This window comes from Poritiphilus flavus, assembly GCF_009901585.1.
In the GTDB taxonomy this organism is placed as follows: Bacteria; Bacteroidota; Bacteroidia; order Flavobacteriales; family Flavobacteriaceae; genus Poritiphilus; species Poritiphilus flavus.
In genome coordinates, this window is the sequence record NZ_WXYO01000008.1 from 159,215 (window position 1) to 178,369 (window position 19,155).

The 19,155-nt window shown below is 45.4% G+C and carries 14 protein-coding genes and 2 tRNA genes; 11 read left to right on the forward strand and 5 right to left on the reverse strand.

The window, feature by feature from the left end:
* Positions 1–7: 7 nt before the first annotated feature.
* The 4 genes from GTQ38_RS21045 (at position 8) to GTQ38_RS17900 (ending at position 4,074) form a co-directional block, all read left to right on the forward strand.
* Complete coding sequence (locus GTQ38_RS21045) at positions 8–316, forward strand: GNAT family N-acetyltransferase (protein ID WP_238858015.1); 309 nt, start codon at positions 8–10, stop codon at positions 314–316.
* Complete coding sequence (locus GTQ38_RS17890; protein ID WP_238858016.1) at positions 264–872, forward strand: GNAT family N-acetyltransferase; 609 nt, start codon at positions 264–266, stop codon at positions 870–872. Before GTQ38_RS21045 ends, GTQ38_RS17890 begins: the two co-directional genes overlap by 53 nt.
* A 215-nt stretch (positions 873–1,087) precedes the next feature.
* Positions 1,088–3,103 carry a sensor histidine kinase gene (locus GTQ38_RS17895; RefSeq protein WP_161436939.1) on the forward strand — a complete coding sequence of 672 codons (2,016 nt, stop codon included), beginning with the start codon at positions 1,088–1,090 and terminating at the stop codon, positions 3,101–3,103.
* Positions 3,104–3,228: 125 nt separating this feature from the next.
* Positions 3,229–4,074 (forward strand): GNAT family N-acetyltransferase, encoded by an 846-nt coding sequence (locus GTQ38_RS17900; RefSeq protein ID WP_238858017.1) that lies wholly within the window; start codon positions 3,229–3,231, stop codon positions 4,072–4,074.
* A 355-nt stretch (positions 4,075–4,429) separates the two neighbouring features.
* Here the strand turns inward: GTQ38_RS17900 and GTQ38_RS17905 are convergent.
* The 3 genes from GTQ38_RS17905 to mutS form a co-directional block, all read right to left on the reverse strand.
* A tRNA-Leu gene (locus tag GTQ38_RS17905) sits at positions 4,430–4,513 on the reverse strand.
* 176 nt (positions 4,514–4,689) lie between these two features.
* Positions 4,690–4,762: transfer RNA gene (locus GTQ38_RS17910), tRNA-Gly, on the reverse strand.
* Between the two features lie 191 nt (positions 4,763–4,953).
* The gene (mutS, locus tag GTQ38_RS17915) at positions 4,954–7,536 is read right to left on the reverse strand and encodes a DNA mismatch repair protein MutS (RefSeq protein ID WP_238858018.1); all 2,583 of its coding nucleotides are present in this window, start codon (positions 7,534–7,536) and stop codon (positions 4,954–4,956) included.
* Positions 7,537–7,686: 150 nt separating this feature from the next.
* Here mutS and GTQ38_RS17920 point away from each other — a divergent pair, with 150 nt between their 5' ends.
* Positions 7,687–8,214, forward strand: a complete 528-nt coding sequence (locus GTQ38_RS17920; RefSeq protein ID WP_161436942.1) for an RNA methyltransferase — start codon at positions 7,687–7,689, stop codon at positions 8,212–8,214.
* Between the two features lie 191 nt (positions 8,215–8,405).
* Here GTQ38_RS17920 and folK read toward each other — a convergent pair whose 3' ends face one another.
* Complete coding sequence (gene folK, locus GTQ38_RS17925) at positions 8,406–9,551, reverse strand: 2-amino-4-hydroxy-6-hydroxymethyldihydropteridine diphosphokinase (RefSeq protein ID WP_161436943.1); 1,146 nt, start codon at positions 9,549–9,551, stop codon at positions 8,406–8,408.
* A gap of 71 nt (positions 9,552–9,622) precedes the next feature.
* Between folK and sppA the strand changes: the two genes are divergently transcribed.
* From sppA to GTQ38_RS17940, 3 genes are all read left to right on the forward strand, one after another.
* A complete protein-coding gene (gene sppA / locus GTQ38_RS17930; protein ID WP_161436944.1) occupies positions 9,623–11,380 on the forward strand; it encodes a signal peptide peptidase SppA in 1,758 nt (585 codons plus the stop codon).
* Between the two features lie 4 nt (positions 11,381–11,384).
* On the forward strand, positions 11,385–12,119 hold the full coding sequence (locus tag GTQ38_RS17935; protein ID WP_161436945.1) for a queuosine precursor transporter: 735 nt from the start codon (positions 11,385–11,387) through the stop codon (positions 12,117–12,119).
* 135 nt (positions 12,120–12,254) lie between these two features.
* Complete coding sequence (locus GTQ38_RS17940; RefSeq protein ID WP_161436946.1) at positions 12,255–14,963, forward strand: AsmA-like C-terminal region-containing protein; 2,709 nt, start codon at positions 12,255–12,257, stop codon at positions 14,961–14,963.
* Here the strand turns inward: GTQ38_RS17940 and GTQ38_RS17945 are convergent.
* Entirely contained in the window at positions 14,956–15,750 is a 795-nt protein-coding gene (locus GTQ38_RS17945; protein WP_161436947.1) for a DUF2797 domain-containing protein, read from the reverse strand. The genes GTQ38_RS17940 and GTQ38_RS17945 overlap by 8 nt on opposite strands.
* 77 nt (positions 15,751–15,827) lie before the next feature.
* Between GTQ38_RS17945 and GTQ38_RS17950 the strand changes: the two genes are divergently transcribed.
* The 3 genes from GTQ38_RS17950 to GTQ38_RS17960 all read left to right on the forward strand — a co-directional run bounded on the left by GTQ38_RS17950 (position 15,828) and on the right by GTQ38_RS17960 (position 19,126).
* The gene (locus tag GTQ38_RS17950; protein ID WP_161436948.1) at positions 15,828–17,342 is read left to right on the forward strand and encodes a GH3 auxin-responsive promoter family protein; all 1,515 of its coding nucleotides are present in this window, start codon (positions 15,828–15,830) and stop codon (positions 17,340–17,342) included.
* Positions 17,343–17,371: 29 nt separating this feature from the next.
* Positions 17,372–18,511, forward strand: a complete 1,140-nt coding sequence (locus GTQ38_RS17955; protein WP_161436949.1) for a helix-turn-helix domain-containing protein — start codon at positions 17,372–17,374, stop codon at positions 18,509–18,511.
* A 99-nt stretch (positions 18,512–18,610) separates the two neighbouring features.
* Positions 18,611–19,126 (forward strand): DUF3575 domain-containing protein, encoded by a 516-nt coding sequence (locus tag GTQ38_RS17960; RefSeq protein ID WP_161436950.1) that lies wholly within the window; start codon positions 18,611–18,613, stop codon positions 19,124–19,126.
* Positions 19,127–19,155 lie beyond the last annotated feature (29 nt).

Below are 19,155 nucleotides of genomic sequence, written 5' to 3' on the forward strand. Positions count from 1 at the left end.
GGAATAGTTGATAAATATAGAAAGCTTAGAATTAAAAAAGCTAAACAAGAGTGGTTTGGAGACTTTGGTCGGATGGGCTAAGGCTGAAGGATGGAATCCTGGTGAAAATGATTTTGAGGTTTTTTGGAAGGCGGACCCGGATGGCTATTATGGATTTTTTCAGGAGAACGAGTTAATTGCGGGAGGTGCTATAGTCTCCTATAATGGTCAGTTCGGATTTATGGGATTATTTATTGTTCGTCCTGATTTCCGAGGCCAGGGCATTGGTAAAAAAACTCTGGTATTTAAGAAGGGATCAGCTCCTTGGCAGGCTTGAAGATGGAGCAGCTATCGGTATGGATGGTGTGGTAGACATGCAGTCTTTTTACGAAAAAGGGGGCTTTAACATTGCCTTTCGGGATGAAAGATATGAGCGGGTCGGTCAAAAAATGGCTGTTAGTACTGCCATATCAGTCATAGAAACCGAAGATTTTGAAACATTACTTGATTACGATTTAGAATGTTTTGGCTATGATAGGAAAGCGTTTTTAAAGAACTGGTTGCTTATTCCGGATAGCAAGGCATTCAAATTTTCAGTAGGTAATTTGGTTAGGGGTTATGCAGTTATCCGAAAAGTTAATTCCGGTTATAAGATAGGGCCGTTATTTACGGATAATGATGAAATTGCTGAAGAATTATATAAGGCCTGCCTCAACTCGGCCGAAGGAAAGCCAGTATACCTTGATATTCCGGTAGTAAATGGCGGAGCAATTGATTTGGTAAGGAAATATAAGGCTAAATATGTTTTTGAATGTGCCAGAATGTACTGTGGGAAACCTCCGGAAATAGCCCTGGATAAAATATATGGAATAACCACCTTTGAATTGGGATAAAACTGGCACAATAACGTATAAAAACCAATCCTATCGGTCATCGAAGCTGAAAGAGTTTCACCGGGCTCAAGGAACGGGAATTGCTCGCCACAAAGTACCGTCTCCATAAAAGCCATAGCCGATGATCTTTTATTGTCAAAGTATTAAGTTCTGGTTCTTTTCTGACCTCCCTTAGCAAATTTCTTATATTTGACTTCTCAAGACTTCCCCAGGTCATGAAAGTAATTTGCTCTTTTTTTTTGTGTCTGTTCACCCTGTCCCTTTCGGCGCAGGAGGTGGATCTGACCAGTGCTGTCCAGTCCCTTAAACAAAAGATCCATAGCTCCGAATCGGGTGAACGCCTGATGTGGATGGACAGTCTCGCCACATTGGTTGAAGACAGGACTGATTTTGGGTACGATTCCATCGCCAGGAGCACCATTGATTACGCCCTGGAACTTGACTCCACGCGATTGGCTTTGGAGCATGCCATACCCCTGGTGGATCATATCACAGTGGGTTTGGGAAATCCGGAGGAGGCTATAGAGTTATTCAATAACTTAAGGGACAGAATCCCCAGGGACCGATATTTTATGGTGCTGAGCGACTTTTATGATGAAGGGGCATACAGCAATATGCTGCTCCACCGTTATGTAGAGTCCCTGGATCTTCTTGAACAGGCCTACGAGTTCTCTCTTCAGACCAATGATCGGACAGATCCGGGCATCTTTAAAGAAAAAATAGGCACGATACTGTGCTTTATGGGGGAATTTCAGGAATCGGCTGCGGCACTGGAGGAGGCCTATCAAATCCTAAAGGACCACAGTAATCCTGAACTGGCATGGCGGCCAAAGGAATCCTTGTCGATACTATACTCCCAGAATGGACTCCAGGCGGAAGCAAAGAAAATACGTATGGAAATCATAGAGGAGGCCAGGAAATATGGGAATATAGAGGCAATACATGATCAGTTTTACAACCAGGCCTTTGACGAGATGTTGCATGGGAGCCAAAACGAACATCTCAGATATCTTGATTCGGTACGGGCCTATACCTTTATACCAGAACACAATAAATTTGATATTCAGGAATCCTTGGTGTCCCAGTTGGGCGGCTATGCCGAAAACGGGATGCTGGAAAAGGCGGAAGAGGTAAAGCAAGAGTTGGATGAACAGAGGAAGCAGAGTGAATACTTTGAAATAAAAGAATACAACCTGGCCATGGCGCATTATGAATTTGCAAAGGGCAATTACCAAATAGCAGCCACCTTGGGGGAAAGGGAATATGCCAATGTAAAAGACACCCAGTTCTATGAAGGCATCTATATGGCCCATGGCTTCCTGGCCAAAGTGTACGACAGTTTGGGGAATTTGGGCAGGTCCCATACTCATCTAAAGGCCTATCACAAAATAAAGGATTCCATAGAGACCGTCCAGAAGGCCAACGGTTTTTCCTATTACCAGGCACTATACGAGGCAGAAAAGAAGGATTCGGAGATCGCATCCCAGAAGTCGGAGATCGCACTGTTAAACGCCAGGAACCGGGCGCAGAACATGTGGATCACTTTTGGTGGTTTGGGGATACTGGCTGTGCTTGCGATCCTTTACCTGGTATGGGTACAGAATGCCACCAAAAGGAAACAGCAGGCTCAGGCCCGCTTCTCCAGGAACCTGATCAGGGGTCAGGAGGAGGAGCGTACCCGTGTGGCCAGAGAACTGCACGATGGGGTAGGGCAAAAGCTGATGCTGTTGGCCAAAAGGTCAAAGTCCGGCGAGGATGCAGCAGTAAAATCCCTGGCGATGGATACCCTGGAGGAACTGCGAAGCGTTTCCCGCCACCTGCATCCGGCCACTTTAGAGAAGTTGGGTTTCTCCGGAGCAATCAGGGCGATCATCGATGAGGTGGATGCCAACACAGACATTTTTTTTACCCATAGTATTGAAGATGTGGATGACTTACTTAATGATGAGAAATCTCTGCAACTCTACCGGATCATGCAGGAGCTATTGAACAATATCGTGAAGCACTCCGGGGCCAGGGAGGTATCGGTGGACATAGAAAGAAAGGCCGGTACTATAGAAATGATTGTAAAAGACAACGGCAAAGGTTTCCGTTTCAGGGAGAAACTCCGCGAGAGTGGCAGTCTGGGTATGCGAACCATCCTGGAACGCAGCAAAATGGCAGGGGCCAAACTTCATGTGGACAGCGAGCTATCTACCGGAACCACCGTCTCCCTGGAAATGGCTATTTAAAAATTTGTCTATCACACTCTTTTAATCCTTGCGGTTTTATAATGTATCTTACCTCCATATAACAGCTTGTAGGCCTTGAGCGGTAATATCAATAAAACGCGGAATAGTTGATAAATATAGAAAGCTTGGCATTAAAAAAACTCAACAAAAGTGGCCTGAGTGCTTTGGTTGGGTGGGCAAAAGAAGAAGGATGGAATCCTGGTGCAAATGATTTTGAGGTGTTTTGGAAGACGGATCCCGATGGCTATTATGGATTCTACCTGGAGAATGAATTAATAGCAGGAGGTGCCGTAATCTCTTATGATGGTCAGTTCGGATTCATGGGATTATTTATCGTTCGTCCTGATTTTCGCGGGCAAGGCATTGGTAAAAAACTCTGGTATCTAAGAAGGGATCTGCTAGTTGGAAGGCTTAAGACCGGAGCAGCTATTGGTATGGATGGGGTGGTTGACATGCAGCCTTTTTATGAAAAAGGGGGCTTTAACATTGCCTTTCGGGATGAAAGATATGAGCGGCTTGGTCAAAAAATGGCTGTTAGTACTGCCATATCAGCCATAGGAACAGAAGATTTTGAAACATTACTTGATTACGATTTAGAATGTTTTGGCTATGATAGGAAAGCGTTTTTAAAGAACTGGTTGCTTATTCCCTATAGCAAGGCATTTAAATTTTCAGTAGGTAATTTGGTTAAGGGTTTTGCAGTTATCCGAAAGGTTAATACCGGTTATAAGATAGGGCCCTTATTTGCGGATAATGATGAAATTGCTGAAGAGCTGTATAAAGCTTGCCTAAGCTCAGCCAACGGACAGCCTGTTTATCTCGATATTCCGGTAGTAAATGGCGGAGCAGTTGATTTGGTAAAGAAGTATAAGGCTAAATATGTTTTTGAATGTGCCAGAATGTACTATGGGAAACCTCCGGAAATAGCCCTGGATAAAATATATGGAATAACCACCTTTGAACTGGGATAAAACTGGCACTATAACATATAAAAACCAGTCCTTTCAGTCAATGAAGTTGAAAGAGTTTCACCAGGCTCCAGGAACGGGAATTGCGCGTCCTTGCAGGTCTCGCGAGTCCCGACCGAACATTTTGAGAATGGAAAAAGGTGCGTTAGGTAGTTGAATTCGAATAAACCCGGTTAGACAGGAACGGGAATTGCTCGCCCTTAAAGGCCTCGCGAGTCCCGACCGAACATCTTGAGAATGGAAAAACCAATCCCTCCAGGATTATTTTTTAATGTCGCAAAACCTCACTCAAGCGAGCTTGATTCGGTTTGCTCCATAAAAAAACCAAAGCGATCGCTTTGGTTTTTCCATTCATCTGTACTCGGGACGGGACTTGAACCCGTACGGCCTAATGGCCATTGGATTTTAAGTCCAACGTGTCTACCAATTCCACCACCCGAGCGTGGCTGTCCATTCGGACCTTGTAAGAACAAAAAAACGCTGACCCGCAGCGTTTCCTAGAGCGAAAAACGGGATTCGAATGCTGATAAGGCAACGCCTATCAGCATGCAGACATAGAATCGTCTGTACCCGCGACGGATAAACCGTCACTACACCCAGAATTTCAAAACTACTTAGAGCGAAAAACGGGATTCGAACCCGCGACCTCCACCTTGGCAAGGTGGCGCTCTACCAACTGAGCTATTTTCGCATTATGGGCGCTCACTGCTGTCCTGATGTCAATCAGCGACAGTAAGCTATTTTCGCGTGTGTTAAAGAACAGGCGTCACTGAGAACGCGGACGCAAATTTAATACAATTCTAATAAAAGCAAAGAACTTTTCTGTAAAAACAAAGTGAGATTACTAGCTAAATACTTCTGAGTGCTGTAGCTGGTTTTTCACTAAGAGCTAGCCTTTTTCTTCTTGCTGAGCAGTCGCTTTATCTCGTTAAGTTTCATCAAAGCTTCCACCGGGGTTAGGGTATCAATATCCAGGTGTAGTATCTCTTCCTTGATCTGTTCCAATAAGGGATCGTCCAGGTTAAAGAAACTCAGTTGCATCTCTGCCTGGGCCGTTTGTAGTTTATCCGTTAACTCTTCGCTGGAATGGGATTGCTCCAGTTTTTTCAGGATCTTATTGGCCTTGCTGATCACCTGGTTTGGCATACCCGCCATCTTGGCCACATGGATCCCGAAACTGTGCTCACTACCGCCTTCAACCAGTTTGCGCAAGAAAAGCACCGTGTCTTTCGTCTCCTTCACCGCCACATTAAAATTTTTGATCCTTTCAAACGTAGCGGCCATCTCGTTCAGCTCGTGGTAGTGCGTAGCGAACAGGGTTTTAGCCTTACTCGGGTGTTCGTGCAGGTATTCGGAGATCGCCCAGGCAATGGAAATACCATCGTAAGTGCTGGTTCCTCTTCCTATTTCATCCAGTAATATCAGGCTGCGTTCCGAAAGGTTGTTCAGAATAGAAGCCGTTTCATTCATCTCCACCATAAAAGTAGATTCCCCCATGGAGATATTGTCGCTGGCGCCTACACGGGTAAAGATCTTGTCCACTATACCTATTCTTGCAGCAGTGGCCGGAACAAAACTGCCCATTTGGGCCAACAGCACGATCAGGGCGGTTTGCCGCAGTATGGCCGACTTTCCACTCATATTCGGCCCGGTGATCATGATGATCTGTTGGGTCTCCCGATTCAGGACAACATCGTTCGGTACGTATTTTTTGCCTAGGGGTAATTGCTTTTCAATTACCGGGTGGCGACCATTTTCTATACTTATTGAAGTAGAATCGTCAATAAGGGGTAGGGTATAGCCGTTTTCAACAGCGAGCTGAGCAAAACCGCACAGGCAATCCAATCTGGCGATCTGCTGTGCGGTTTGTTGTATGGGGTGTATGTATTCCTGCATCCAGACCACCAACTGCGCAAACAATTGCTGTTCCAGTTCCAGGATACGCTCTTCAGCTCCTAATATCTTGGTTTCGTATTCCTTTAGTTCCTCAGTAATGTAACGCTCCGCGCTTACCAGGGTCTGTTTCCGGATCCATTCCTCCGGTACTTTGTCTTTATGAGTATTCCGTACCTCTATATAGTAGCCGAAAACGTTGTTCGAAGCGATTTTCAGGGAACTGATCCCGGTCCGCTCCATCTCCCGTTTTAGCATCTGGTCCAGGTGGTCCTTGCCGGAAAAGGCCAGGTTTCGCAACTCATCCAGCTCGCTGGAATAGCCCTCTGCAATGGTCTTTCCCTTTAATATGTTCACCGGTGCCTCTTCAAAGATCATTTCCTTTACCCTGTTCCTCAAAGGCTCGCAAGAGTCTAGCTGGGATGCTATCTCCTTAAGGGCTTCGTTCTGCTGCTCTGAAAGCAACTGCTTTATGGGCACCAGGGCTTCCAAAGAGTTTTTAAGTTGTACGGTCTCCCTGGGGTTTACCTTACCCGTGGCTACCTTAGAAATGAGTCGTTCCAGGTCCCCGATCTGCTTGATCCATCCTTGCAGTTTGGCCAGCACTGTATCCTGATCCAACAGATGGGAAATGGCCTGGTGGCGGAATTGTATCTTTTTCTGATTTTTTAAAGGGAAAGCCAGCCATCTTTTCAGCATACGGCTACCCATGGCCGAGCGGGTTTTGTCTATAATGTCTAACAAAGTAACCGCCCCTTCATTGGTAGAATGGTAGAGCTCCAGGTTTTTAATGGTAAAGCGGTCCATCCAGATATGGTCTTCCTCCGCGATACGCTTAAGGCTACTAATATGTTGTAATCTTCTGTGTTGGGTTTCCGAAAGGTAGTGCAAAGCAGCACCCGAAGCTACAATACCCTGGTTAAGGTGGTCTACCCCAAATCCTTTCAGGGTACTGGTCTTAAAGTGGTTGGTGAGGGTCTCCCTGGCAAAATCCTCTTGAAAGACCCAGTCTTCCATATAAAAGGTGTGGAAGGATGTACCAAAGAGCTCCGAAAAATCCGTCCGGTGTTGTTTGGAGATCAATACTTCCTTAGGGGCGAAGTTCTGTAGTAGTTTATCCACTTGCTCACTTTGCCCTTCGGCCGTCAGGAATTCCCCTGTAGAAACATCCAGAAAGGCTATTCCCAATTTATTCGGCCCGAAATGCAGTGCGGCCAGGAAGTTGTTGGAGGTAGCCTGGAGGATGTCGTCATTCAGCGCCACCCCGGGAGTGACCAGTTCTGTAACTCCTCTTTTTACGATGGTCTTAGTAAGTTTCGGGTCTTCCAACTGATCACAGATGGCTACCCTTTCACCGGCTTTAACCAACTTGGGAAGATAGGTATTCAATGAGTGATGTGGAAAGCCCGCCAATTCCGTCTGGTCTCCACCATTGTTTCTATGGGTCAGTATGATCCCCAATATTTTAGAGGCACGCACGGCGTCTTCCCCAAAGGTTTCGTAAAAATCTCCCACCCGAAATAGTAGTAATGCATCAGGGTATTTCGCCTTGATGGTGTTATACTGTTTCATTAGAGGAGTAACCCGCGCTGTTTTCCCGGTCTTAGCCAAAACAATTACTTTTACGCTCACGAAGTATGAACGAAAATACCATTTTCCTTTCCCTCAGGGAACCTTTGTTAATATTTCTGGATAAAAAAATCGGAAGCTGTTAAAGAGCGCATGAGAAAACTTAAAAATTCCGAATTAGACCGCCTGGATGTGAAACAATTCCGACAGGCCGCGAAAACGCCTGTGGTGGTGGTACTGGACAATATTCGTAGCCTGAATAACATCGGCTCGGTATTCCGCACCGCCGATGCCTTTCTGATTGAAAAGATATATCTCTGCGGTATTACAGCTCGTCCTCCTCATAAGGACATTCACAAAACAGCCCTGGGTGCAACGGAAAGTGTGGCCTGGGAATATGCCGGGGATACCCTGGAGCTTGTCCGGAACTTAAAAAAAGACTACCACTGCCTGGCTGTGGAGCAAACAGAGCAGGCTACCCTGCTTAATGAATTCTCAGTTCAGAAGGACACCAAATACGCCCTGGTTTTTGGGAATGAGGTAAAAGGGGTGTCCCAGGAGGTGGTAGACCAGTGCCATGAAGCCCTGGAGATCCCTCAGTACGGTACCAAACACTCCCTGAATATCTCCGTAAGCGTGGGAATCGTGCTCTGGGATATGTGGAAAAAGATCACCCAATAAAACCCTGATGGCGATGCGTCAGGGTCAATATATATAGAGTTTGAGTTAGTTAGTTTCTCTAAATAAAAAAACCCTGACGGCGATGCGTCAGGGTCAACATATATAGAGTTTGAGTTAGTTAGTTTCTCTAATAATGGGCATGCAATAAAATAAATCCATTTGTTCTATGCAAGGAATTTGCTAATATTTTCTTAAAAAGTAAGCCCGGATGCGAACTTTTGGATCTCCCCCAGAATGAATTCATAATCCTCCTTTTTACCGACAAAGTCCCGCTCACTAAGGTCTAAAACCAGGTTGTTCTGTTCCGGATAACTGCGGATAAAATCAAAATACCCCCGGTTGATCTTATCCAGGTAATCTGCCGAAATTTTCTGCTCATAATCCCTGCCGCGCTTTTTAATGTTATCCAGCAGTCGTTCCGTAGTTTGGTACAAATAGACGTAGATACGTGGTTTTTTTACTTCCTGGTACATAAAATTGAACAGCCTGCGATAGAGGGAGAACTCGTCTGGCGGAAGTGTGATCTTGGCAAAGATCAGGGATTTATAAATGTCGTAGTCACTCACCATAAATTGCCTGAAAAGATCAAATTGGGTAGTGTCGTCAGTAAATTGTTGGAAACGGTCTGCCAGAAAAGACATTTCCAGGGGAAAAGCATAACGGGCCTGATCTTCATAAAATTTCGGCAGGAATGCGTTGTCCGCAAATCGCTCCAGTACCAGTTTAGCATTGAAATCAGCCGCGATCTTCCTGGCCAGAGTGGTTTTTCCGGCCCCGATATTTCCCTCAATCGCGATGAAGTTCAAACCGGTAAACAGCGCAGACCGGTCCTTGAACAGGCGGTATGGTGTTTTAAATGGGATGATCTTATCTCTACATTCCTGCAACAGATTCCTGCTGTCCTTTTTAAGAACGGGATGGTAAAACTGCGGAGCAATGTCTGCCAACGGCTTAAGCACAAATCGTCTTAAATGCAACTGCGGATGCGGTATGGTCAGGGCGTCCGTATTGATGACTTCCTGCCCGAAGTACAGTATGTCAATATCTATGGTCCTGGCCGTGTAGGAAGCCGTTTGTTCCCGTTCACGCCCCAAAAAGCGTTCTATGTCCAGCAATACCTCCAGCAATTCAATCGGACTAAGGCTGGTTTCAAGGGAAATGCAGCAGTTTAGGAAGTCTGCCGACTCAAACCCCCAGGAAGCGGTCTGGTATACTTTGGAAATACGATGGATGCTGCCCGTTTTTTCCTGTATGAGAAACAAGGCGCGCTGCAGATAGTCTTGTCTGTCCCCCAAATTACTGCCCAGGGAAAGATATGAGATGGTAGGCTCTTGCATATTCGTAAAACAAAATAAACAAAAGAAACCGACATTGGTTATCTTTGGGGTTTAATAATAAATTGCTTGAAGTGAAATTCCTTAGAAATTTACTAGCTGCAATCCTTGGTAGCCTGATCGCTTTCGGTATCGTCTTTGTGATGTTTTTCATCTTTGTGAGCATCGCTGGCGCGGACAGCGGGGTTGTAGTAAAAAAGAACTCCATACTGGAATTGCGTTTGCCATACCCGATAAGCGATTATACTGGTAATGGTAGTGAAGATCCTTTCTCTTTATTTGAGGAACGCAGACAGGGACTGGATGAGGTGATACATGCCATACAGGTGGCAAAAGATGATGACGATATTAGCGGAATAAGCCTGAATGGCAATTTTCTGATGGCCGGAATGTCTCAGACACAAGCCATACGGAATGCCTTGAAGGATTTTAAGGATGAGGGTAAGTTTGTATACGCTTATGGCGATTTTTTTCTTCAGAAAGACTATTATCTTGCCAGTGTGGCAGACAGTTTATTCCTGAACCCCGTAGGCGCTATGGATTTCAAAGGATTGGCTGCTGAAGTGCTTTACTTCAAAGACCTTCAGGAGAAGACAGGTGTCAAAATGGAAGTGGTAAGGCACGGCAAATACAAAAGCGCGGTGGAACCCTTCCTCGATAATGAGATGAGCGATGCCAACCGCACTCAGATCAAGGAATTGATCGACGCCTTGTGGGGTTCTATGTTGGCTGATATCTCGGAGTCCCGGAATCTGAGTATCTCAGAGATAAACCAGATAGCGGATACCCTGGGAGGACGTACACCAGAGTACGCGGTGAGTTCAGGCCTGGTAGACGGGCTGATCTACCTGGACCAGTATGAGAGCAAACTTAAAACTGCCACCAACCTCAGTGAAGTTAATGATCTCAATTATATCAGCCTTTCAGACTATACGGAACGCTCCAACGGCAGAAAAGTATATAAGGGAAATGATCGGATTGCGGTGATCTTTGCCCAGGGAGAGATCATGTATGGCGAAGGTGATCAGGACTTTATAGGGCAGGGCATCATTACCAAAGCCCTGATAAAAGCCAGGGAAGACGACAAGGTGAAGGCAGTGGTACTGCGCGTGAATTCTCCGGGAGGAAACGCGCTCACCTCAGATATCATCTGGCGGGAAATTGAATTGACCAAGGAAAAAAAGCCGGTAGTGGTATCCATGGGTGATGTAGCGGCTTCAGGAGGGTACTACATCGCCGTCGGGGCTGATAAGATCTATGCTGAACCTACCACCATAACCGGTTCCATAGGAGTTTTTGGGACTATCCCGAACATCAGCGAACTGGCCGGAAACATCGGGATCAATGCCGAACAGGTAGGAACCAATAAGAACTCCGTGGATTACTCCCTTTTTGAACCCATGACAGATGAATTCAGAGAGGTAGTGCAGGAAGGCATTGAGGCTACTTATACCACTTTTTTGCAGCGGGTAGCCGAGGGGAGGAATATTACTGTTGCGGAGGCAGATAGCCTGGCACAAGGTCGTGTATGGAGCGGAACTGATGCGAAAAGGCTCGGACTTATTGATGAACTGGGCAGCCTGGATGACGCCATTGCCGCTGCTGCAGAACTGGCGGAGACGGAAGCCTACAGCATTAGAAAATACCCCAGATACAAATCCGGTTTTGAAAAGTTTATGGAAGACCTGGAAGGCGCGAGTGTGAAAAGTGCTGAAAGAACGGTCCAAAATCAGCTCGGAAGCGAAATGTATCAAATATTTAAAGAAGTAAAATCGGCAATAGAACAAAAAGGGATCCAGGCCCGGATGCCGTTTACTTTAAACATTAAATAGCTGCATGACGCTTAAAGAAAAAAAACTGGCGTACACCATCTATTTGTACTTGGGAGCCCTTTTTATTACCTCCCTTGTGGTTTCTAACCTGATCTTTCAGAAGTTCTTCTTTTGGAAGCCCTTTGGGGATGTTAGCGTTTTTGGAGCCCCCCTTTTTGAGATTTCCGTAGGGGTATTACCTTATCCGATCACCTTCCTGATCACGGACATTATCTCAGAGATCTATGGCAGGAAAAAAGCCAATCAGATCGTTACGGCCGGAATATTTGCCTCATTTTTCTCCATGGGTATCGTATTGATAGCGGACCTGGCACCTGCCATCCCTTCCTCTCCGGTAGGAGATGAGGTCTTTAGCAGTGTCTTTGCCCTGTCGCCCATAGCCGTTTTGGCATCAATGCTGGCCTATTTGGCGGCCCAGTATGTAGATATTGCGATTTACCATTTCTGGAAAAAGCTGACCAAAGGCAAATACCTCTGGTTGCGCAATAACTTTTCCACCTTTTCATCGCAGTTCATAGATACATTTACCGTGGTAGGTCTGCTATGCCTTTTTGGGGTACTTCCCTGGAGCATGTTCTATGGTCTCGTGGTGAGCGGTGTAAGTTTTAAGATTTTTATAGCATTTCTGGACACCCCTTTGCTCTATCTCTTCGTATATATCCTTAGAAGAAAGTTCGGTTTGGGCCGGGAGGATGAAATTGATCTGGAAACAGGTATAACTCCCATTGGTGCGGATTAAACGTGCTTTATTGCCCTGTAAAATCCCATTTTTGAGGTTGCCAGCCCCGGTATTTTTATAGCTGCCTTAGAAACCCGACTTTTTATATACTAATTGGAGCTTTTTTAAGTTCTTATCGAACAGTACCTCAATACCATGAAAAAGAAACTTCTCAAAATCGCGGGAATCCTGCTTTTCCTGTTCCTGGCCGTCCTGATAGGCCTGCCTTTTCTTCTCGAAGCCAAGATAGGGGATCTGATCAAGAACAATGTCAACTCAAATATCAATGGAGAGCTTGGTTTTAGCGAAGCCAGTTTGAGCCTTATCAGCAGCTTTCCGAATGCGGAAGTCTCTATTGATGAGGTATACCTGCTCAATAAGCAACCCTTTGAAGGGGATACGCTTTTTAGCGCTGGTCTTGTGGAATTAAAATTGGGTCTGGGAGAATTGTTTAAAAGTGCCGGGGAACCTATCAGCATAAAACGCCTTTTTATAGACAAAGCCCGGCTGAACATCAAAGTGGATGAATCTGAAAATGCGAACTACGATATAGGTACTGCTTCGGGAACCGAAACAGAGGAGAGCTCAGACAGCGGTTTTACCTTTGCCATGGACTCTTACGAGATCCGGGATTCCGAGATCCGATACCTGGACCAGGCTTCTGGCATTGGTCTGGAACTAGTGGAATTGAACCACAAGGGCAGTGGCGACCTCTCACTGGAACAGTCCGAACTTCAGACCAATACTACGGCCCTGGTCTCCTTCAATATGGACAGTACAAATTACCTGGATAAGAACCCTGTTAGCCTGGAGGCGCTTTTTGGTATAGATCTAAAGGAAAACAAATATTCTTTTTTAAAGAACGAAGCGGTGATCAACCAGTTACCGCTGATTTTCGAAGGCTTTGTACAACTTCATGAGGATCATCAGGAGGTAGCCTTGAGCTTTAAGACCCCTTCCTCGGATTTCAAAAACTTCCTGGCCCTGGTCCCTGAAAACTATACCAGTAGTATAGAAGGAGTAAAGACCGAAGGGAACTTTGAAGTGGCCGGATCCATAAACGGCAGGGTGGATGACACTCATATCCCAAAGTTGGACATCAGCCTGAAATCGCACAATGCCTCTTTCAAATATCCAGACCTTCCTAAAGCCGTTACCAATATCAACATAGATGCGGAAATAAAGAACAACAGCGGTAAGACGGAAGATACTTTTGTGGATATCAAAAAAGCTTCCTTTAATATCGATAAAGACCACTTTGCCCTGGCTTCAAGGATTACGGAACTTACAGGTAATACCAGGGTGAATGCGGAATTAAAGGGTAATATGGATCTGTCCAATATTTCCAAAGCCTACCCCATGCCGGAAAGCATGGATCTGAAAGGGATATTGATTGCCGATGTCTCCACAGCTTTTGATATGGCTTCTATTGAGAAAAAGCAATATCAGAATACCAGAACCATCGGGACACTAAATCTCAGGGATTTCCAATACAGTGGTACCGAGCTTAAAACTCCGCTTAACATACAGGGCGCAAACATTACGTTTAGCCCTGATAACGTGATTTTAAATGCTCTGGACGGGAAACTTGGGCAAACGGATTTTGGAGTATCCGGTAGCTTAGAAAACTTACTCGGGTTTGCTTTCAACGACGAAAAGATAGAAGGGAACTTTAAGATGTATTCCAAAAATTTTGAGGTTGTTGATTTTATGGTGGATGAGGAGGTCCCCGAATCGGAGGCCGGTACAACTTCCGGATCCTCGGAGCGTATTAAGATCCCGGCTTTTTTAGACTGCTTTATTGCAGCCCGAGCAGATAGAGTGGTGTACGATAATCTAAACCTGAATAATGTATCCGGTAACCTCATTGTAAAAGACGAAACGGTTACGCTGCAAAACCTCAGATCGGACCTCTTTGGTGGCTCCATAGGACTGGCAGGTTCCGTATCTACTAAAGAAGAGACCTCCAGCTTTGATATGGATCTCAGTATGAGCGACCTGAATATCGGGCAGTCTTTCGCTTCCCTGGACCTGTTCAAGACCCTGGCACCTCTTGCCAGCGCACTACAGGGGAAGATCACTTCGGATATCAATATCTCCGGTAACCTAAAGGAAGATATGACCCCTAACCTGGCAAGCATATCCGGAGATCTGCTGGCGAAAATCTTTGCCACAGAGGTAGATGCCCAAAAAGCTCCACTGCTTTCCGCCCTGGACAGTAAGCTGAGTTTTTTAGACACCAAAGACCTGAACCTACAGGACCTTAAGACCGCTCTTTCCTTTGAAAATGGTACGGTAAAAGTGAAACCCTTTACGATAAACTATAATGACATCGCTGTAGAAGTTGCAGGAGGGCATAGCTTTGACCAAAAGTTGGCCTATACCGCTACCTTGCAGGTGCCTGCCAAATACCTGGGTAATGAAGTAAACAACCTGATCGCCAAAATCGACGAACAGGAACTGGAAAACCTAACTATACCGGTTACTGCCAATATCGGTGGCGGTTATACCAGTCCGGAAGTAAGCACGGATCTGACTTCAGGGGTCAAGCAATTGACAGCCCAGTTGGTAGACATCCAAAAGAAAAAACTGATCAATCAGGGAAAGGATGGTGCCAAAGACCTTCTCGGAGGACTTCTGGCCTCTAACAACTCCTCTCAGGATTCTACAACTACTGAAAGCGATGAACCGGCTGTAAAGCAGGTGCTCGGCGGGATACTAGGGGACTCAGAAACCCAAAAAGACAGTACAGTGGCTCAAAAGGATTCTGTAAAAACAAAGGATCCGATCAAAGACGCCGCGAAGGAAGTCCTGGGCGGACTCTTTTCCAGGAAGAAAAAGTCTAAAAAGGATTCAGTTAATTGATGTCCAGGCCGATATAGTAACCCTCGCTACCCCTGACATTGAAAACCGTACTATCCTCAAAGATGAGGTATTGCCCTTTTATGCCTTTTAGAACCCCTTTAAAATCCGGGGTCTTATCCAGATTGAGGCTTTTCAGCTTTTCAGGGTAATTGAGTACAGGAAACTCCATATGGGTCTCTGAGCGCGCCTCAAGGAAATAATCCGCTGCCTCCTCTGGAATATAGGGTTTGAGTTCTGACCGCCATTGTACCAGGTCCTCGTCCTTCACGTCATTCCTAAGCATCTTTCGCCAATTGGTCTTATCGCTGATATGATCCTTTAGGGCCACTTCCGTGATGCCTGCAAGGTAGCGGTTGGGAACTTCTACGATCTCTATGGCTTCATGAGCTCCCTGGTCTATCCATCTTGTAGGAACCTGAGACTTTCGGGTTACGCCCACTTTAACACTACTTGAATTTGCCAGGTAGACAATATGGGGTTGCAATTGCATTTTCTTTTCGTATTCCAGGTCTCGGTCTTCCTTGTCCAGGTGAGCGGTACTCAATTCAGGCCTCATGATCCAATCCCCGGCAGCCGGAGTTTCAAAAAAACACGTTCGGCAGAAACCCTGTCGGTAAATGGGCCTGTTTTCACCGCAATTCAGGCATTGGTACTTGATAAAGTGAATGTGAAGCTCTTTGTTCAGCGCCTGGTTTAAATTGAGAAAATCATTGTCGAAAAGCAGGTAATACTGAATTGGTTGACCCATTTCAGTCTGCATTTTGCGCAATACCCCTTCGTATAACATAAGTGTTCTGTTTGTTTAAATCGATTTTTAAATGCTAACTTTAAAAGTTAAATTTAGCAAGCTAAAGATACCTAAAAATGCCAATACCGCTATTCAATTCCATTGCATCCTGGCTTATCAAAAAGCGCTATCATCAGATTGAGCTTTTTCTGAAATATCCGGGGGAGGTACAGCAGGAGGTGCTTCATCAATTATTGGATATTGCCAAGGATACTGAGCTAGGTAAAAAATACGATTTCGAATCCATACTGAATTACGAAACCTTTGCAGACAGATTGCCAGTAGTGGACTATGAGGAGGTGGAACCCCTGATAGAAAGGACCCGCCGTGGGGAGCAGAATATATTTTGGCCCACTGCGATCAAATGGTTTGCGAAGAGCAGCGGTACTACCAATGCCAAGAGTAAATTCATTCCCGTTAGTACGGAAGCCCTGGAGGACTGCCACTACAAATCGGGTAAAGACCTTTTATGCCTTTATCTGAATAACAATGAAAACTCCCAGCTGTTTACAGGAAAGAGTTTGAGGTTGGGTGGGAGTAAGGAATTGTACGAGGACAACGGAACCTTCTTTGGCGACTTATCAGCCATTCTTATAGACAACATGCCGCTATGGGCAGAGCTTAGTAGTACACCCAGCAACAGGATATCCCTGATGAGTGAATGGGAAACCAAAATGGGAGCTATTGTCAAAGAAAGTATACAGGAAAATGTGACCAGCCTGGCCGGTGTCCCTTCCTGGATGTTGGTGTTGTTAAACAACGTGCTGGAAGAAACCGGTAAAGAACACCTTTTTGAGGTTTGGGAAAACCTGGAGGTGTACTTTCACGGAGGGGTTAGCTTTAATCCTTACCGGGAGCAATACCGTAAGCTTTTGCCCAGGAAGAGTTTTCAGTACTACGAGATCTACAACGCCTCGGAAGGATTCTTTGCCATACAGGACCGCAATGACGCCGATGATCTCTTACTGATGTTGGATTATGGGATATTTTATGAGTTCGTGCCTATGGATCTGTACAATGCTGACGAACAAAGGGCTATCCCGTTATGGGAAGTGGAGACAGGAAAGAACTACGCTATCATAATAACTACCAACGCAGGCCTATGGCGCTATAAAATTGGGGATACGGTACGCTTCACATCCATAAAACCTTACCGCATCAAGATCACGGGAAGGACCAAACATCATATCAACGTCTTTGGGGAAGAACTCATTATTGAGAATGCCGAAGAGGCCCTGAAGAATATATGCCTAAAAACCGGGGCGGAGATCAAAGATTATACGGTAGCGCCGGTATTTATGTCGGGCAAAGAAAAGGGCGCACATGAATGGATCATTGAGTTTAGAAAGGCTCCGGATGAGATCGAGTACTTTACGGAATTTCTGGATAATGCACTGAAATCCCTGAATTCCGACTACGAAGCAAAGCGCTATAACAATATGACCCTGAAAATGCCTAAAGTCCACGTTGCCCGGGAGAACCTCTTTTACGATTGGCTGAAGTCTAAGGATAAATTAGGAGGGCAGCACAAGATCCCCAGACTTTCCAATGAAAGGGAGTATGTGGAAGAGCTCCTGGAAATGAATAAATAAACCGTCCGCTCCACTGAAATCTGCACCCTATGGATGTAACTGCCATCTTTAATTTTTTGCTGCTGGCAGGGGCGTTACACGGGCTTATTTTCATCATTGTTACCTTTCTGGCCAGGAAAAGCATTGAAAAACCAGTACTCTTCCTAAACCTGTTTGTACTATTCCTTTCCTTAAATAATTTTCAGTCCTGGTTGATAGATAAAGGTCTGGTAGGCCCGGGTTTCTTTCTTTCCCAATTTAAGCTACCCTGGTATGTGCTTATCGTGCCCATGTTTTACGCCTTCCTGGTGCACTATCTCAGGATCGAAAAGAAAAAGTGGCCGTTTCTGGGCTTGTCAATAGCCATTTTTGCAATTGAAGTAGTTTGCAGAAGCCTGGTCTTATACCTGGCATACAGAGGGCCATTGGATGAGGGGTCCATTGCGCTCTACGATTCCATAGAGGATGCGGTAACGCTTTCATATTCAATCTTTCTGTATTTTAAGGCCCTCCGTATTCTTTACAAGTATGGGGATCTGTATGAACCCATCCTGGCTTTTGACAATCTCAAGTGGACCAAGAGATTTATGAATATTGGGGGAGGGGTGATCTTGCTGTGGTTTGTAGCAGTACTTTTGAATTTGTTCTCGGACGTCATCAAACCACCATACAGCTATTACCCTCTAAGGCTGGCTTCTTCCATATTGATCTATTGGGTAGGATATCAGGCATTCTTTCAGTATGTGCTCTTAAAGGACAGGCTTGTACTGCGGACCAAGATCCGAAAGTCTGGCTCAGATCTGGTGCAAGCCGGGATGGAAAAGAGCGAGGCTCTAAGACCAAACGAACAGGATGATAAGGCCTTCCTGGATGTAAATGAGTACGTCATTGAAAATCAGCGTTTCCTGGACCCGAATTTCAGCCTGGAAAAACTAGCCGGGGAACTGCATCTAGGGGCCAGCACATTGTCCAGGATCATCAATCAGCAGGCCGAAAAGAATTTTCCCGACTATATCAACACATTGAGAGTAGAGGAGGCCAAAAAGCTACTTAAGGACGATGAATTCAGCGCTTATACCATCGTAGCCATAGGTCTGGAATGCGGCTTTAACTCTAAATCTACATTTTATTCGGCCTTCAAAAAATTCACGGGCTTAACGCCAACTTCATACAGAAAAGAAATACACTGAATTTCTCAAAAATCTTGTCCTGATTTCTCTCCGCCGGAGGATTTCGGACATCTAAACCTTTACGGTTCAATAGGTTTGGGGAAACATAAAATAAGAGACATGAGAAAGTTTGTGTGTATTGCCCTGATCAGTAATTTTTGTTTGCTTTCAGCTCAGCAACCTATGGAACCCTATGGAGGGGCCAACGAAATCAAATTCAATCTAGCCTATGGCCTGCTCGGGGTCCCGGAATTTGGATATGAAAGAATAATCAGCGATGAATCGGCCATGGGAATTGATGCCATCCTGGCGTTTGATAGTAAAGCGGACTACAGATATGGTATAACACCTTATTATCGGTTTTACTTTGGTGAGAAAAGGGCTGGAGGTTTCTTTGTGGAAGCTCATACAGCTATTTATGCACTACGGGAATACGAGCAAAACACTCTAAGCGGCGAAGAAACATCCTCTAATCAATTGGTTGTGGGATTGGGTACTGCCGTCGGCGGAAAATTCCTCAATAAGCAAGGTTGGGTAGGAGAGATCTACGGTGGCTTCGGAAGGAATCTAAACAGTGGAGATGACATTGACTGGGGTTACCCCCGTTTCGGATTTGTGATTGGAAAGCGGTTTTAGTATTTGAGGTAATATTGTTACTTCATTTT

Bases quoted from the DNA above. Each gene is read 5' to 3' on its own strand.
- mutS (WP_238858018.1), bottom strand. From the start codon at position 7,536: ATGAAACAGTATAACACCATCAAGGCGAAATACCCTGATGCATTACTA.
- GTQ38_RS17895 (WP_161436939.1), top strand. From the start codon at position 1,088: ATGAAAGTAATTTGCTCTTTTTTTTTGTGTCTGTTCACCCTGTCCCTT.
- folK (WP_161436943.1), bottom strand. From the start codon at position 9,551: ATGCAAGAGCCTACCATCTCATATCTTTCCCTGGGCAGTAATTTGGGG.
- GTQ38_RS17960 (WP_161436950.1), top strand. From the start codon at position 18,611: ATGAGAAAGTTTGTGTGTATTGCCCTGATCAGTAATTTTTGTTTGCTT.
- GTQ38_RS17955 (WP_161436949.1), top strand. From the start codon at position 17,372: ATGGATGTAACTGCCATCTTTAATTTTTTGCTGCTGGCAGGGGCGTTA.
- GTQ38_RS17935 (WP_161436945.1), top strand. From the start codon at position 11,385: ATGACGCTTAAAGAAAAAAAACTGGCGTACACCATCTATTTGTACTTG.
- GTQ38_RS17945 (WP_161436947.1), bottom strand. From the start codon at position 15,750: ATGTTATACGAAGGGGTATTGCGCAAAATGCAGACTGAAATGGGTCAA.
- GTQ38_RS17920 (WP_161436942.1), top strand. From the start codon at position 7,687: ATGAGAAAACTTAAAAATTCCGAATTAGACCGCCTGGATGTGAAACAA.
- GTQ38_RS17950 (WP_161436948.1), top strand. From the start codon at position 15,828: ATGCCAATACCGCTATTCAATTCCATTGCATCCTGGCTTATCAAAAAG.
- GTQ38_RS17940 (WP_161436946.1), top strand. From the start codon at position 12,255: ATGAAAAAGAAACTTCTCAAAATCGCGGGAATCCTGCTTTTCCTGTTC.